This is a genomic window from Streptomyces sp. NPDC001415, assembly GCF_053597395.1.
The window spans coordinates 308,124-322,056 of sequence record NZ_JBSFIE010000007.1; the positions used below are offsets into that span (position 1 = coordinate 308,124).

The window sequence follows — 13,933 nt, forward strand, 5'->3', positions numbered from 1 at the left end:
CCGGACACGCCGGACGGCGGCTCCGGTCAGCTGCGGCGGCGGCGCAGGAGGAGGAAGCCGCCCGCTGCGACGCCTGCGGTGGACACCGCGGCCAGGGCCTGGGGGGCGGCGGAGTTGTTGGTGGGCGGTGACGGCTTCGACGGGGTGGCGGCGGGGGGTGTCGGGTCGCCGCCGTGGCCGTGGTGGCTCACTGTGGAGTGGGGGGCGCCTGCGGTGATCCTCTGCTCCGACGGCGCCGCGGCGGCGTGTGCGGTGCTGCCGTACACCACGTCGGAGCAGCTGTAGAAGGCCTCCGGGCTGTCGTCGCGCTGCCAGACCTTGTAGACGATGTGGCGGCCGGTGCGGGCGGGCAGCGTACCGGTGAAGTTGTAGTAGCCGTCCGTCGCCGTTCTGGAGGTCTGGTAGGTGGCGACGGGGGTGTCGTCCAGGTCGGACCACTTCAGCGGCTTCGTCGGGTCGAAGCCCTCCTTGGTGATGTACACCGTCATCGTGCCCGAATGCGCCGCCGTCACCCGGAACTTGAAGTCGAACCGGCCCGCCGCGACGCCGGTGGACGGCCAGTCGGTACGGGCCCAGTCCAGTGCCCGGTACTTGTCCCGGTTCGCCGAGCACAGCTTGCCGTCCGGGATCAGCTGGCGGGACTGGCCGTTGGCGTTGGCGATGTTCACCTCGTTCCAGTCGTACAGCGGCTGGGTGCCCGAGTCCGCGACGAGGTCCTTGCACACCTGCGACACCGGATGCTCCGGGCCCTCGGCGTAACAGGCGGCGATCCGGCTGACCGGGTTGAACATGGCTCCGTGCGCGGAGGCGGGCGTCGGGGTGAGCGTGAGGAGTGTGAGGGAGGTCGCCCCGAGGACACTCAGGGACGCTGCGGTACGCCGTGCGGACATGCGAGTGCTCCTTGATCGTGGGGTGGGCAGGGCGGCTTTGGCCCGACTGGTGGCGCGCCAAGTCGCCCCGCGGTGGCGGCAGTTGAGAGACTGGCATTGGTCTGGACCAAGTCGCAAGGGGTCTGCGGCTACCTGTCGGGTGCGGGGCCGCCCTGGGCTCGGGCAGCCCTGGACGGGCTGGGCTCCTGGGGCTGTGCCCCAGACCCCGGGGGGTTTCCCACCCTCCCGCTCGTGCAGGGGGTTGGACAGCTGAGAGCCTGTGTCTGAACCCCGCCCGGGCCCGTGACGTCTGGCACGCACGCTCGCCGCGTTGCCGAAACGCCCTAGTAGCTCCTCCCCCAAGGTCTTGAAGACCAGGGGGGACCCCCATCGAGGACGCTCCGGCGCCTTGCGATCGCACGCACCAGACGCCCCGGCCTGATCCGGGCGGGGTTCAGACACAGGCTCTGAGCCCTGGGGCTGCGCCCCAGACCCCCTGAGGGGCTGCGCCCCTCGAACCCCCGCGGGGACTGCGTCCCCTGCACCCCTGCGGTGGCTCCGCTCCCTGCACCCCTTTCGGGGCTTCGCCCCTTGCACTCCCCGCGGGACTCCGCCCCCGGCCCCCTGTTCAGGGTGGGCAACCCCGCGGGCCGGGCCGGCCCGGCACGGGCAAGACCCGGGAGCCGGGGTCGGACGGCAGGGACAGTAGAGTGCGGCTCCGTCCCCCACGCGCGCACACCGAGGTAGCCACACCGTGACCCAGCCCGCCACCTCCCTCCCCGACGTCACCGTCGTCGGAATCGGGGCCGACGGGTGGGACGGGCTCGCCCCCCGCTCGCGGGACGCGCTCGGCCGTGCCGACGTCATCATCGGCGGGCCCCGCCAGCTCACGCTGCTGCCCGACGGATGCGGCGCGGAACGGGTCCCCTGGCCCACCCCTCTCCGCCCCGCCGTCCCCGCGCTGCTCGAAGCGCACCACGGCCGCCGCATCGCCGTGCTGGCCAGCGGTGACCCCATGTTCTACGGGATCGGGCGCACCCTCACGGAGGTGCTCGGTGCCCCGCCCCGCGTGCTGCCGCACCCCTCCTCCCTCTCCTACGCCTGCGCCCGGCTCGGCTGGGCCGTCGAGGAGACCGACGTCGTCACCGTCGTCGGGCGGCCCGTCGAGCGGATCGCTGCCGCGCTGCACGACCGGCGCCGGGTGCTCGTACTCAGTGCCGGGGCCGACACCCCCGCCCAGGTCGCCGCCCTGCTGCGCGACCGCGGGTTCGGGCCCAGTCGGATGCGGGTGCTCGAACAGCTCGGGTCGGAGGACGAGCGGTGCGTGGACGGGGTGGCCGACGAATGGCACGCCGGCCCTGGCGACGCCCTCAATGTCGTCGCCGTCGACTGCCGCCGCGCCCCCGGCACCCTCCGCCTCGGCGCCGTACCGGGGCTGCCCGACTCGGCGTACGAGCACGACGGCCAGCTCACCAAGCGGCACATCCGCGCCGCCACCCTCGGCGCGCTCGCGCCCGCGCCCGGCGAACTGCTCTGGGACATCGGCGGCGGCTCCGGCTCGATCGCGGTCGAGTGGATGCGTACGCACCCCTCCTGCCGTGCCTTCACCGTCGAGCGCGATCCGGTACGGGCCGACCGCATCGCCCGCAACGCCGACCGGCTCGGCGTGCCCGGGCTTCGTGTCGTCACCGGTGCCGCACCCGCCGCGCTGGCCCAACTCCCCACCCCCGACGCCGTGTTCATCGGTGGCGGGCTCACCGCACCCGGGCTCCTCGCGGCCTGCTGGGACGCGCTTCCCGTCGGCGGACGGCTCGTCGCCAACACCGTCACCCTGGAGTCCGAGGCGCTGCTCGCCGAGTGGTACCGGCGCCACGGCGGCGAACTCGTACGGCTCGCGGTCGCCCACGCCGTGCCGGTCGGCGGGTTCACCGGGTGGCGGCAGGCCATGCCCGTCACGCAGTGGGCCGTGGTCAAGGCCGACCTCGATCCGATCCGCCCGGCCGGCCCGAGCAACCCGATCCACTCGATCGACCCGATCAACCCCTCATCTGGAGCAGCCACATGACCGTGTACTTCATCGGCGCGGGGCCCGGCGCCGCCGACCTGATCACGGTGCGCGGCGCCCGTACGCTCGCCTCCTGCCAGGTCTGCCTGTACGCGGGCAGCCTCGTCCCGCGCGAACTCCTCGCCGAATGCCCCGAGGGCGCCCGCCTCGTGGACACGGCGCAGCTCAACCTCGATGAGATCGTCGGGGAGTTGGTACGCGCCCACGAGGCCGGGCAGGACGTGGCCCGGCTGCACTCCGGCGACCCTTCGGTGTTCAGCGCCGTCGCCGAGCAGATGCGGCGGCTCGATGCGGCCGGGGTGCCCTACGAGGTCGTGCCGGGGGTGCCCGCGTTCGCCGCGGCCGCGGCTGCCCTCAAGCGGGAGCTCACCGTGCCGACGGTCGGCCAGACCGTCATCCTGACCCGCATCGCCCAGCGCGCCACGGCCATGCCGGAGGGCGAGGACCTCGCGACGCTGGGGCGCAGCGGGGCGCTTCTTGTCCTGCACCTGGCTGCGGGGTACGTCGACCGGGTCGTCGAGGAACTGCTCCCGCATTACGGTGCGGATTGCCCCACCGCGGTGGTTGCCTTCGCCTCCCGGCCCGAGGAACTCGTCCTGCGCGGCACGCTCGCCGACATCGCGGGGCAGGTGAAGGAGGCGGGTGTGGTGCGTACGGCTGTGATTCTGGTGGGGCGGGTGCTGGGGGCGTCCGAGTTCCGGGACAGCCACCTGTATTCGGCTGACCGGCACCGCTGCTAGGGGGCGCCCCGGGGGTGTTGGGGGCTCCGCCCCCGACCCCCGCGCCCCTGTAGGGCACCCGGTACTGCCCCCGGCGTCACGGCCCCGCCGGCTCGCTTCGGCCCACCACATGTCCCGCTCGGTCGATGCAGATCACGTCCACCGTCACCGGGGCGCCGCGCAGTACGGACAGCGCCTCGTCCCGGGCGCGGGATGCCACCAGGTTGCCCAGGGGGACTCCCGCCGCCGTGCACAACTGGAGTGCCGCGAGGCCCGTGTTGGCCTCCTCGACCTCCGCCGCCAGGACCTCGCTCGCGCCGCCCTCGCGGGCCAGTTCCGCCAGGAACGGCTTGTTCACCTGGGAGCGGGCGGAGTGGAGGTCCAGGTGGCCCGCCGCCAGTTTCGACAGTTTGGCGAAGCCGCCGCAGATCGTCAGGCGGTCCACCGGATGGCGGCGCACGTACTTCAGGACCGCGCCCGCGAAGTCGCCCATGTCGAGCAGCGCGTCCTCCGGCAGGCCGTACTCCGTCATCACCGTCTTCTCCGACGTCGAGCCCGTGCATCCCGCCACATGCGTACGGCCCCCCGCCCTCGCCACGTCCACCCCGCGCCGGATCGAGTCGATCCACGCCGAGCAGGAGTACGGGACGACGATGCCCGTCGTGCCCAGGATCGACAGGCCGCCCAGGATTCCCAGGCGCGGGTTCCACGTCGAGCGGGCGATCTCGGCGCCGTGGTCCACGGAGACGGTCACCTCGACATCGCCCGCCGCGCCGTGCCGGCCCGCCACCAGCGCCACGTGGTCCCGCATCATCTGCCGCGGGACCGGGTTGATCGCCGGCTCGCCCACCGGCAGCGGCAGGCCGGGCAGGGTGATCGTGCCCACGCCCTCGCCCGCCCGGAACACCACGCCCGAGCCCGGCGGAAGCAGCCGTACCGTCGCGCGGATCAGCGCTCCGTGGGTCACGTCCGGGTCGTCGCCCGCGTCCTTCACCACCGCCGCCATGGCGTGCCCGGCCGCCAGCTCCTCCGCGGCCAGCGCGAACGCCGGGGTCTGGCCGCGTGGCAGCGTGATCGTCACCGGGTCGGGGAACTCGCCGGTCAGCAGCGCGGTGTACGCGGCCGTCGTCGCCGCCGTCGCGCAGGCACCGGTCGTCCAGCCGGGGCGCAGCCCGGTGTGCTTGAGTTGGGCGCTGCGCCCGCCCTTCGGCTCACTCATCACACGCCGCCCCACTCGCCCTGCTCACGCCCTCGGCCTCACTCACGGAACTCATGACCTTCGGCCTCACTCACGAACGGAATCCGATCCTGTGCACGTCTTGATTCTGGGGGGTACGGGCGAGGCCCGTCGGCTGGCGGGGCTGCTGCACGGCGCCGAGGTCGCCGGACTGCGCGTGACCAGCTCGCTCGCGGGGCGGGTCGCCGCGCCCCGGATGCCGGACGGCGAGGTCCGCGTCGGCGGGTTCGGCGGGGCCGAGGGGCTCGCCCAGTGGCTGCGTACGCACGAGGTGGACGCGCTCATCGACGCCACCCACCCTTTCGCCCGGACCATCAGTTTCAACGCTGCGGCGGCCGCAGCCGCAGCCCATGTTCCTCTGCTCGCGCTGCGCCGGCCCGGCTGGGTCCCCGGCGAAGGGGACCGCTGGCACCCGGCGGACTCCCTCGACGAGGCCGCCGCGCTGCTCCCGGCGCTGGGCCGCCGAGTGTTCCTCACCACCGGACGCATGGGCCTCGCCGCCTTCGCCCACCTCGACGAGTTGTGGTTCCTGATGCGATCCGTGGACGCGCCCGAGCCGCCCTGCCCGGCTCGCATGGAGGTGCTGCTCGATCGCGGGCCCTTCACCCTGGAGGGGGAGCGGGAGCTTTTGCGCCGCGCCGCCATCGATGTGCTGGTCACGAAGGACAGCGGGGGCGCTGCCACTTCGCCCAAGCTCACCGCGGCCCGCGAGGCCGGGATCCCCGTCGTCGTGGTGCGGCGGCCGCCCGTGCCGGACGGGGTCACCGTGGCGGCCACCCCCGAGGAGGCGGCCGCCTGGGTGGGTCAGCTCTCCGGGTAGCGGCGCGGCGTCCAGACGATCTCCTCGCCGTTCCCGCGCCGTACGGTCCGGGTCTGCGAGGAGCCGACCAGCAGGATCGTCCGCATGTCGACCTCGGCCGGGTCGAGGTCGGTCAGCCGCACGATACGGACCCGCTCGGTGGGCCCGCCCACGTCCCGGGCGACCACGACCGGCGTGTCCGGAGCCCGGTGCTCCAGGAGCAGCTCGCGAGCCTTGGCGACCTGCCAAGTCCGGCTCGCCGAACCGGGGTTGTAGAGCGCGAGTACGAGATCGGCGGAAGCCGCCGCGTGCAGCCGCTCCGCGATGACCTCCCAGGGCTTGAGCCGGTCGGACAGCGAGATCGTCGCGTAGTCGTGGCCCAGCGGGGCGCCCGCGCGGGCGGCGGCCGCGTTCGCGGCGGTCACCCCCGGCAGGACCCGCACGGGGACGTCCGCGTACTCCGGCTGCGAAGCCACCTCAAGGACGGCGGTGGCCATCGCGAAGATGCCCGGGTCGCCGCCCGACACGACCGCGACCCGCCTGCCCCGCAGGGCCAGTTGGAGGGCGAACTCGGCGCGCTCGGACTCCACCTTGTTGTCCGAGCCGTGCCGCCGCTGCCCGGGGCGCTCCGGCACCCGGTCCACGTACGTCGTGTAGCCGACCACGTCGTCGGCCGCGGCGAGGGCGCCCCGCGTCTCCGGGGTCAGCCACAGCGGGCCCGCCGGACCCGTGCCGACGACCACGACCTCGCCGCGCTCGCGCTCCGGCGGGGTCGCGTCGATGCGGCTGGGGAGCACCGCGACGGAAAAGTACGGCACCGACTCCGGGTCGATGTCGGCGAGTTGACCGGTGCGCTCGCCCGCCATGGTGGCGCGCTCCACATACCGCGCCTCGTCCAGGCGGCCCGAACGCTCAAGGGCCCGGCGCACCTTGGTGAACGTGCGGCCCAGCTTCATCACCACCGCCGAGTCCGTCGCGGCCAGGCGCGCGGTGAGCTCCTCCTCCGGCAGTGTGCCGGGCAGGATCGTGAGCACCTCCTCGGCCTCCACCAGCGGCTCCCCGAGCCGGGCGGCCGCCGCGCTCACCGACGTCACGCCGGGGATCACCTCGGTCGGATAGCGGTGCGCGAGCCGCTTGTGCATGTGCTGGTACGAGCCGTAGAACAGCGGGTCGCCCTCGGCGAGCACGGCGACCGTACGGCCCGCGTCGAGGTGCTCGGCGAGCCGCGCCGACGCCTCCTCGTAGAAGTCGTTCAGGGCGCCCCGGTAGCCGCCCGGGTGGTCGGTGGTCTCCACCGTGAGCGGGTAGACCAGCTTCTCCTCGATGTGGTCGGCACGGATGTGCTTCGCCGCGATCGAGCGCGCTATGGACCGGCCGTGGCGCGCGCTGTGGTACGCGACCACGTCGGCCTCGGCGATGGCCTCCACCGCGCGTACGGTCATCAGGGACGGGTCGCCGGGGCCGAGCCCGACCCCGTAGAGCCGACCGGTCGTGTGCACGTTCTCGTTCATTCCGCCTCGCTCGCGATCGCGTTGAGTGCGGCCGCTGCGATCGCGCTGCCGCCGCGCCGGCCCCGTACCACCAGGTGTTCCAGACCCGAAGGGTGCGCGGCGAGCGCGTCCTTGGACTCGGCGGCGCCTATGAAGCCGACCGGTACGCCGATGACGGCGGCCGGGCGCGGCGCACCCTCCTCGATCATTTCGAGCAGCCGGAACAGTGCGGTGGGCGCGTTGCCGACGGCCACGACCGCGCCGTCCAGGCGGTCGCGCCACAGCTCCAGTGCGGCGGCGCTGCGCGTCGTGCCCATCTTCGCGGCCAGCTCCGGCACCGACGGGTCGGCCAGCGTGCACAGGACCTCGTTGTCGGCGGGCAGCCGCTTGCGGGTCACCCCGCTGGCCACCATCCGCGCGTCGCACAGGATCGGCGCGCCGGCACGCAGCGCCTCGCGGGCCCGGGCCACGACGCCGGGCGTCCAGCCGAGGTCGCGGGTCAGGTCCGTCATGCCGCAGGCGTGGATCATGCGGACCGCGACCTGGCTGACGTCGGCGGGCAGGCCGGTGAGGTCCGCCTCGGCGCGGATCGTGGCAAAGGACTGGCGGTAGATCTCCGCGCCGTCCTTCTCGTAGTCGAACACTGTGCTCTCGCTCATCTCGTCGTTGTCCCCGATCCCGATGCCGACCCGAGTCCGATTTCTGGTCCCGGCCCCGGTGTCGAGTCCGCTTTCCGTCCCGATCCCGATCCCGATGCCGTGGGTGGCACGGCTTGCGGTGTCTTGCGTGCCGCCGTCATGCCCCGCCGCTCCCGCCGGTTCGCGCGGCGGCCACAGCTGCCGCCAACTCGCCCTCCACTACCGGCACTTGGTGTTCCCGTACGCCTCGTACCGCCACCGTGTAGTGGCCGTCGGGGGTCGCGGTCACGTCCACCCAGTCGCCGTGCGGGTGGCCGCAGCGGCGTTCGCAGCCCGACCAGTAGACCGGCAGCCCGCCCGGGCCCGGCAGGGCGTCCCGGCGCACGTCGGCCAGCGCCTTGGCGCAGCCGGGGCGGCCGGTGCAGGCGCCGACCCCGGTCCACGGAGCGTCGGGGGCGGTGGTGAACCCGGCGTCGTCGAGCTCCCGCAGCTTCTCGTGGGCCGCGCGCTCGTCGAACCCGGGGACGACGAATCCGCGCCACGGGGTGATCCTGACCTCGCCGCCGGGGCCGGCGAGCGCCCGTAGCTGCGTGCTGGTGACCCGGCCCAGCACGGGGGCCACGAGCAGGGCGTACGTTCCGTCGGGGCCGGCCACGATTCCGGGGGCGGGGGCGGTCGAGTGTGCGGTCGGCGCCGGCGTGTCCGGTACGGGGGCGTCCGGTGCTGGGGCGTCCGGTGCGGGGGCGGGCTCGGCTCCGATGCCCGCGTGGGCCAGGGCGTCCGCGAGGTCGGCCTCGTGGCCCGGGGGGAGTTCGCGTACGCGCCAGGCGCCGTTGCCCGCGGCGGCCGCGGTGGCGAGGAAGGCGCGGGCGGCCTCCAGCGCCGCCCGGGGGGCGTCGGCCGCCGCCACGCGCAGCGCGCTCGCCCCGACCCGTACGACCGCCGTCGCCCCCGCTTGTGCGAGCAAGGTCACATCGCCGCCGAGGCCCGCGACGTCGCCGCGGCCGTCGTCCAGGGCGAACAGGAAGCGGCCCGAGAGCGCGGCCGTCCAGTCCTGGGCGCACAGCAGGGCGTCCAGTTCGCGCAGCCAAGGGTGCAGGGTGCCGTGCCCGAGGCCGTCGAGGCCGGCCAGCGGGGAGGCCACGACGTTACGGATCCGCTCGTGCCGCTCCGAGGGCAACAGGGCGGTGTGCCGCAGGAGTTCGGCGAGGCCGGTGCCGCAGGCCTCGCCGATGCCGCGCAACTCGGCGTTGCCGCGGGAGGTGATGCCGAGGTGGCCGTCTCCGTACCGCTCGGCCGCGACGGCCAGCGCCTCTACCTGACGGTTCGTCAAGATGCCGCCGGGGAGCCGGAGTCGGGCCAGGCGGCCGTCTTCGGCGGTGTGCAGCCTCAGGGCGCCGGGGCAGGCGTCGGTGCGGTCCCGTACGACGGGGACCGGGCGGCCGGATTCTCCGGTCGCGTCCCGGTCCGGGGTGCGGGCCTCGCGTACGACAGCTCCCAAGGGGTCCTCTATGCGGGGTTCGCCCTGGTTGGGGGGTGTTGAGGAGGGGGGCGGCATGGCGGCGAGCATACCCACGAGGGAGGCGGTGGCCACCCGGGGAGGTCTTCCCCACCCCGCCCCTTCCCGAGACCCTCCGGGGGATTCCGTCCGGGCTGCGCCCCGTGGCTGCTGGGGCTCCGCCCCAGACCCCGTTCGCGCCTGAAGGGCGCTCGTCCTCAACCGCCGGACAGGCTGAAATGCTCCGGTGCGGGCTAGCACTGACCCCGCTTAGGGGCGCGGGGAACTGCGCGAGCAACCACGTGCAGCCCGCGGCCGAAGGCGGAGTGGCGTCGGGAGGTCCGGGGCACAGCCGGGGGGTGCCAGCACTGACCCCGCTAAGGGGCGCGGGGAACTGCGCGAGCAACCACGCACGGTCCGCAGGCGGAGGGGCGTCGGGGGTCCGGGGCACAGCCGGGGGGTGCCCGCACTGACCCCGCTAAGGGGCGCGGGGCTGTGACATTTGCGGCTCCGCCGCGCGGGCGCGACCAGCCACGCACGGTCCGCAGGCGGAGGGGCGTCGGGAGGTCCGGGGCACAGCCCAGGGAAGCCCGCACCAACCCTGCTAGGGGCGCGGGGCTGTGACATTTGCGGCTCCGCCGCGCGGGCGCGACCAGCCACAGACGGCCCGCGCTGAACCTCCCCCCCTCCCCCCCCCCGCGGAAGCGCCCCGCACTGAACCCCCACCCCCGCGGAAGCGATCCGCGCCCAAACCCCGCCCCCACCGAGGTCGCTACTATGCAGGCAACGGGCCACCTGGCCCGCCACGCGCCGGCGACGGCGTCAGGGGAGGAAGCCCGGTGTGATTCCGGCGCGGTCCCGCCACTGTGAGCCCGGACCCGAGCCCCCGCTCGGCCGGGCGAGTCAGGAACTCCCCCTCCCCTCGGGGAGACCCATTCCGACACCACCCGGGGCGCGGACACCCCGAGGAAGGCCTGACGCCGCATGCTTGAGGACCCCCAGGGCCCCCGCCCCCGCCCCATCCTGCTCCTGTCGACGTCCGACACCGACCTCCTCAGCGCCCGCGCCGCGAACGACGGCCCGGTGCCCTATCGGTTCGCCAACCCCTCCCGGCTCGCGCTCGACGCCCTGCCCGCGCTCCTCGACGGCGTCGGCCTCGTCGTCGTACGCCTCCTCGGCGGCGTGCGCGCCTGGCAGGACGGGCTCGACGCGCTGACCGCGAGCGGGCTGCCCGTCGTCGTGCTCAGCGGTGAACAGGCCCCGGACGCCCAGCTGATGGCCGCCTCCACCGTGCCGGTCGGCATCGCCGCCGAGGCGCACGCCTACCTCGCGCACGGCGGCCCCGCCAACCTGGACCAACTCGCCCGATTCCTCTCCGACACCGTGCTGCTCACCGGCCACGGATTCGAGCCGCCCGCGCCCGCCCCCTCCTGGGGCCCCCTTGAGCGCACGGCCCGCCCCGTCGAGGGGCCGACCGTCGCGGTGCTCTACTACCGCGCCCACCACATGAGCGGCAACACCGCCTTCGTGGACACCCTGTGCGGCGCCATCGAGGACGCCGGGGGCCGCGCGCTCCCGCTGTACGTGTCCTCGCTGCGCTCCCCCGAGCCGGAGCTCATCGACGAACTGCGCGCCGCCGACGCCATCGTGACCACCGTCCTCGCAGCCGGCGGCACCAAGCCGGCCACCGCGTCGGCGGGCGGGGACGACGAGTCCTGGGACGCGGGCGCGCTCAGCGGCCTGGACGTACCGATCCTCCAGGCGCTCTGCCTCACCGGCTCGCGCGGCGCCTGGGAGGAGAACGACGAGGGCGTGTCCCCGCTGGACGCGGCCAGCCAGATCGCGGTCCCCGAGTTCGACGGCCGCCTGATCACCGTTCCGTTCTCCTTCAAGGAGATCGACGAGGACGGCCTGCCCGCGTACGTCGCCGACGCCGAGCGCTCGGCCCGCGTCGCCGGGATCGCCGTACGCCACGCCCGCCTGAAGCACATCCCCGCCGCCGACAAGCGCCTCGCTCTCGTGCTCTCCGCGTACCCGACCAAGCACTCCCGGATCGGCAACGCGGTCGGCCTCGACACCCCCGCGAGCGCCGTCGCGCTGCTTCGCCGACTGCGCGCCGAGGGCTACGACTTCGGGCCCGAGGACGAGATCCCGGGCCTGGTCTCCGGCGACGGCGACGAGCTGATCCGCGCGCTGATCGACGCGGGCGGCCACGACCAGGACTGGCTCACCGAGGAGCAGCTGGCGGCCAACCCGGTCCGCATCCCGGCCGCCGACTACAAGCGCTGGTACGCGACGCTGCCCGAGGAGCTGCGTACGAATGTGGAGGAGCACTGGGGGCCGCCGCCCGGCGAGATGTTCCTCGACCGGTCCCGTAACCCCGAGGGCGACATCGTCCTCGCGGCCCTGCGCCGCGGCAATCTGCTGATCCTCATCCAGCCGCCGCGCGGCTTCGGCGAGAACCCGATCGCGATCTACCACGACCCCGATCTGCCGCCCTCGCACCACTACTTGGCCGCCTACCGCTGGATCGCGGCGTCCGCCGCCGACGGCGGCTTCGGCGCCGACGCGATGATCCACCTCGGCAAGCACGGCAACCTGGAGTGGCTGCCCGGCAAGAACGCGGGCCTGTCCGCCGCCTGCGGCCCGGACGCCGCCCTCGGCGACATCCCGCTGGTGTACCCGTTCCTGGTCAACGACCCGGGCGAGGGCACCCAGGCCAAGCGCCGTGTGCACGCCACGCTGATCGACCACCTGGTGCCGCCGATGGCGCGCGCCGACTCGTACGGCGACATCGCGCGCCTGGAGCAGCTCCTCGACGAGCACGCCCAGATCGCGGCCATGGACCCGGCGAAGCTCCCCGCGATCCGCGCCCAGATCTGGACGCTGATCCAGGCCGCGAAGCTCGACCACGACCTGGGGCTCGAAGACCGCCCCGAGGACGAGGGCTTCGACGAGTTCATCATGCATCTCGACGGCTGGCTCTGCGAGATCAAGGACGTCCAGATCCGCGACGGCCTGCACGTGCTCGGCAACGCCCCGGCCGGCGCCGACCGCGTCAACCTGGTCCTCGCGATTCTGAGGGCGCGTCAGATCTGGGGCGGCACCTCCGCTCTGCCCGGCCTTCGCGAGGCCCTCGGCCTGGACGAGTCCGCGGCCACCCGCACCTCGGCCGACGAGGCCGAGGGGCAGGCCCGCGCCCTGGTGCAGGCGATGGACGACGCCGCCTGGGACCTGGCCGCGATCCCCGCCGACCAGACCCAACAGGTGCGCGCCATCCTGGAGTTCGCGGCCCGCGAGGTCGTCCCGCGCCTGGCCGCGACCACCGCCGAACTCGACCACACCGTCCACGCCCTGGGCGGCGGCTTCGTACCGGCGGGCCCCTCGGGCTCTCCCCTGCGTGGCCTGGTCAACGTCCTGCCGACCGGCCGCAACTTCTACTCGGTCGACCCCAAGGCCGTCCCATCGCGGCTCGCCTGGGAGACAGGGCAGGCGCTCGCCGAGTCCCTCGCCAACCGCTACCGCACCGACAACGGCGACTGGCCGACCTCGGTCGGGCTCTCCCTGTGGGGTACGAGCGCGATGCGCACGGCGGGCGACGACGTGGCCGAGGCGATGGCGCTGCTCGGCGTGCGACCCGTCTGGGACGACGCCTCGCGCCGGGTCACCGGCCTGGAGCCGATCCCGCTCGACGAGCTGGGCCGCCCCCGCATCGACGTGACCCTGCGCATCTCGGGCTTCTTCCGCGACGCCTTCCCGCACACGATCGGCCTGTTGGACGACGCCGTACGCCTGGCGGCATCGCTCGACGAACCCGCCGACCAGAACCACGTACGCGCCCACACCCAGGCCGACCTCGCCGAGCACGGCGACGAACGCCGCGCCACCACCCGCATCTTCGGCTCCCGCCCCGGCACCTACGGCGCGGGCCTGCTCCAGCTCATCGATTCCCGCGACTGGCGCACCGACGCCGACCTCGCCGAGGTCTACACGGTGTGGGGCGGCTACGCGTACGGCCGCGAGCTGGACGGCCGTCCGGCGCGGGACGAGATGGAGACGGCGTACAAGCGGATCGCGGTGGCGGCGAAGAACACCGACACCCGCGAGCACGACATCGCCGACTCGGACGACTACTTCCAGTACCACGGCGGCATGGTGGCCACCGTCCGCGCGCTGCGCGGCACCGCCCCCGAGGCGTACATCGGCGACTCGACGCGCCCCGAAACGGTCAAGACCCGCACCCTGGTCGAGGAGACCAGCAGGGTCTTCCGGGCCCGGGTCGTCAACCCCAAGTGGATCGAGGCGATGCGCCGCCACGGCTACAAGGGGGCCTTCGAACTCGCGGCGACGGTGGACTACTTGTTCGGCTACGACGCCACGACGGGCGTGGTCGCCGACTGGATGTACGACAAGTTGACCGAGACGTACGTCCTGGACCCGGCCAACCGCGAGTTCCTCCAGGCCGCCAACCCGTGGGCCCTGCACGGCATCGCGGAGCGCCTGTTGGAGGCCGAGTCGCGCGGCATGTGGGCGAAGCCGGACCCGGCGGTCCTGGAAGCCCTTCGCCAGGTGTACCTGGAGACCGAGGGCGACCTGGAGGACGAGGGCTGAGGCGTCA

At 74.0% G+C, this 13,933-nt stretch carries 9 protein-coding genes and 1 riboswitch; of the genes, 4 read left to right on the top strand and 5 right to left on the bottom strand.

Annotation, left to right across the window (positions count from 1 at the left end):
• Positions 1–26: 26 nt before the first annotated feature.
• Positions 27–890, bottom strand: a complete 864-nt coding sequence (locus tag ACWC2B_RS12655) for a lytic polysaccharide monooxygenase auxiliary activity family 9 protein (protein WP_450716463.1) — start codon at positions 888–890, stop codon at positions 27–29.
• Between the two features lie 733 nt (positions 891–1,623).
• On the opposite strand from ACWC2B_RS12655, the gene cbiE reads away from it, so the two are divergent.
• Together cbiE and cobM are read left to right on the top strand one after the other, a co-directional pair.
• Positions 1,624–2,934, top strand: a complete 1,311-nt coding sequence (gene cbiE / locus ACWC2B_RS12660) for a precorrin-6y C5,15-methyltransferase (decarboxylating) subunit CbiE (RefSeq protein WP_450716464.1) — start codon at positions 1,624–1,626, stop codon at positions 2,932–2,934.
• On the top strand, positions 2,931–3,674 hold the full coding sequence (gene cobM, locus ACWC2B_RS12665; protein ID WP_450716465.1) for a precorrin-4 C(11)-methyltransferase: 744 nt from the start codon (positions 2,931–2,933) through the stop codon (positions 3,672–3,674). Before cbiE ends, cobM begins: the two co-directional genes overlap by 4 nt.
• Before the next feature lie 76 nt (positions 3,675–3,750).
• Here the strand turns inward: cobM and ACWC2B_RS12670 are convergent, their stop codons facing one another.
• Positions 3,751–4,872, bottom strand: coding sequence for a cobalt-precorrin-5B (C(1))-methyltransferase (locus tag ACWC2B_RS12670; protein WP_450716466.1), 1,122 nt, complete (start codon positions 4,870–4,872; stop codon positions 3,751–3,753).
• A gap of 91 nt (positions 4,873–4,963) precedes the next feature.
• On the opposite strand from ACWC2B_RS12670, the gene ACWC2B_RS12675 reads away from it, so the two are divergent.
• Positions 4,964–5,710, top strand: a complete 747-nt coding sequence (locus ACWC2B_RS12675) for a cobalt-precorrin-6A reductase (protein ID WP_450716467.1) — start codon at positions 4,964–4,966, stop codon at positions 5,708–5,710.
• On the opposite strand, the gene ACWC2B_RS12680 is transcribed toward ACWC2B_RS12675, so the two are convergent.
• From ACWC2B_RS12680 to ACWC2B_RS12690, 3 genes are all read right to left on the bottom strand, one after another.
• The gene (locus tag ACWC2B_RS12680; RefSeq protein ID WP_450716468.1) at positions 5,695–7,200 is read right to left on the bottom strand and encodes a precorrin-2 C(20)-methyltransferase; all 1,506 of its coding nucleotides are present in this window, start codon (positions 7,198–7,200) and stop codon (positions 5,695–5,697) included. The two genes, ACWC2B_RS12675 and ACWC2B_RS12680, sit on opposite strands and share 16 nt — an antisense overlap.
• Entirely contained in the window at positions 7,197–7,838 is a 642-nt protein-coding gene (locus ACWC2B_RS12685) for a precorrin-8X methylmutase (protein ID WP_406507868.1), read from the bottom strand. Before ACWC2B_RS12685 ends, ACWC2B_RS12680 begins: the two co-directional genes overlap by 4 nt.
• A gap of 136 nt (positions 7,839–7,974) precedes the next feature.
• A complete protein-coding gene (locus ACWC2B_RS12690; RefSeq protein WP_450716469.1) occupies positions 7,975–9,375 on the bottom strand; it encodes a cobalamin biosynthesis protein CobG in 1,401 nt (466 codons plus the stop codon).
• Positions 9,376–10,143: 768 nt separating this feature from the next.
• Positions 10,144–10,228, top strand: a riboswitch (cobalamin riboswitch).
• A gap of 71 nt (positions 10,229–10,299) precedes the next feature.
• Here ACWC2B_RS12690 and cobN point away from each other — a divergent pair.
• Positions 10,300–13,926: a cobaltochelatase subunit CobN gene (gene cobN, locus ACWC2B_RS12695; protein ID WP_450716470.1), complete on the top strand. Its 3,627-nt coding sequence runs from the start codon at positions 10,300–10,302 to the stop codon at positions 13,924–13,926.
• Positions 13,927–13,933: the final 7 nt, after the last annotated feature.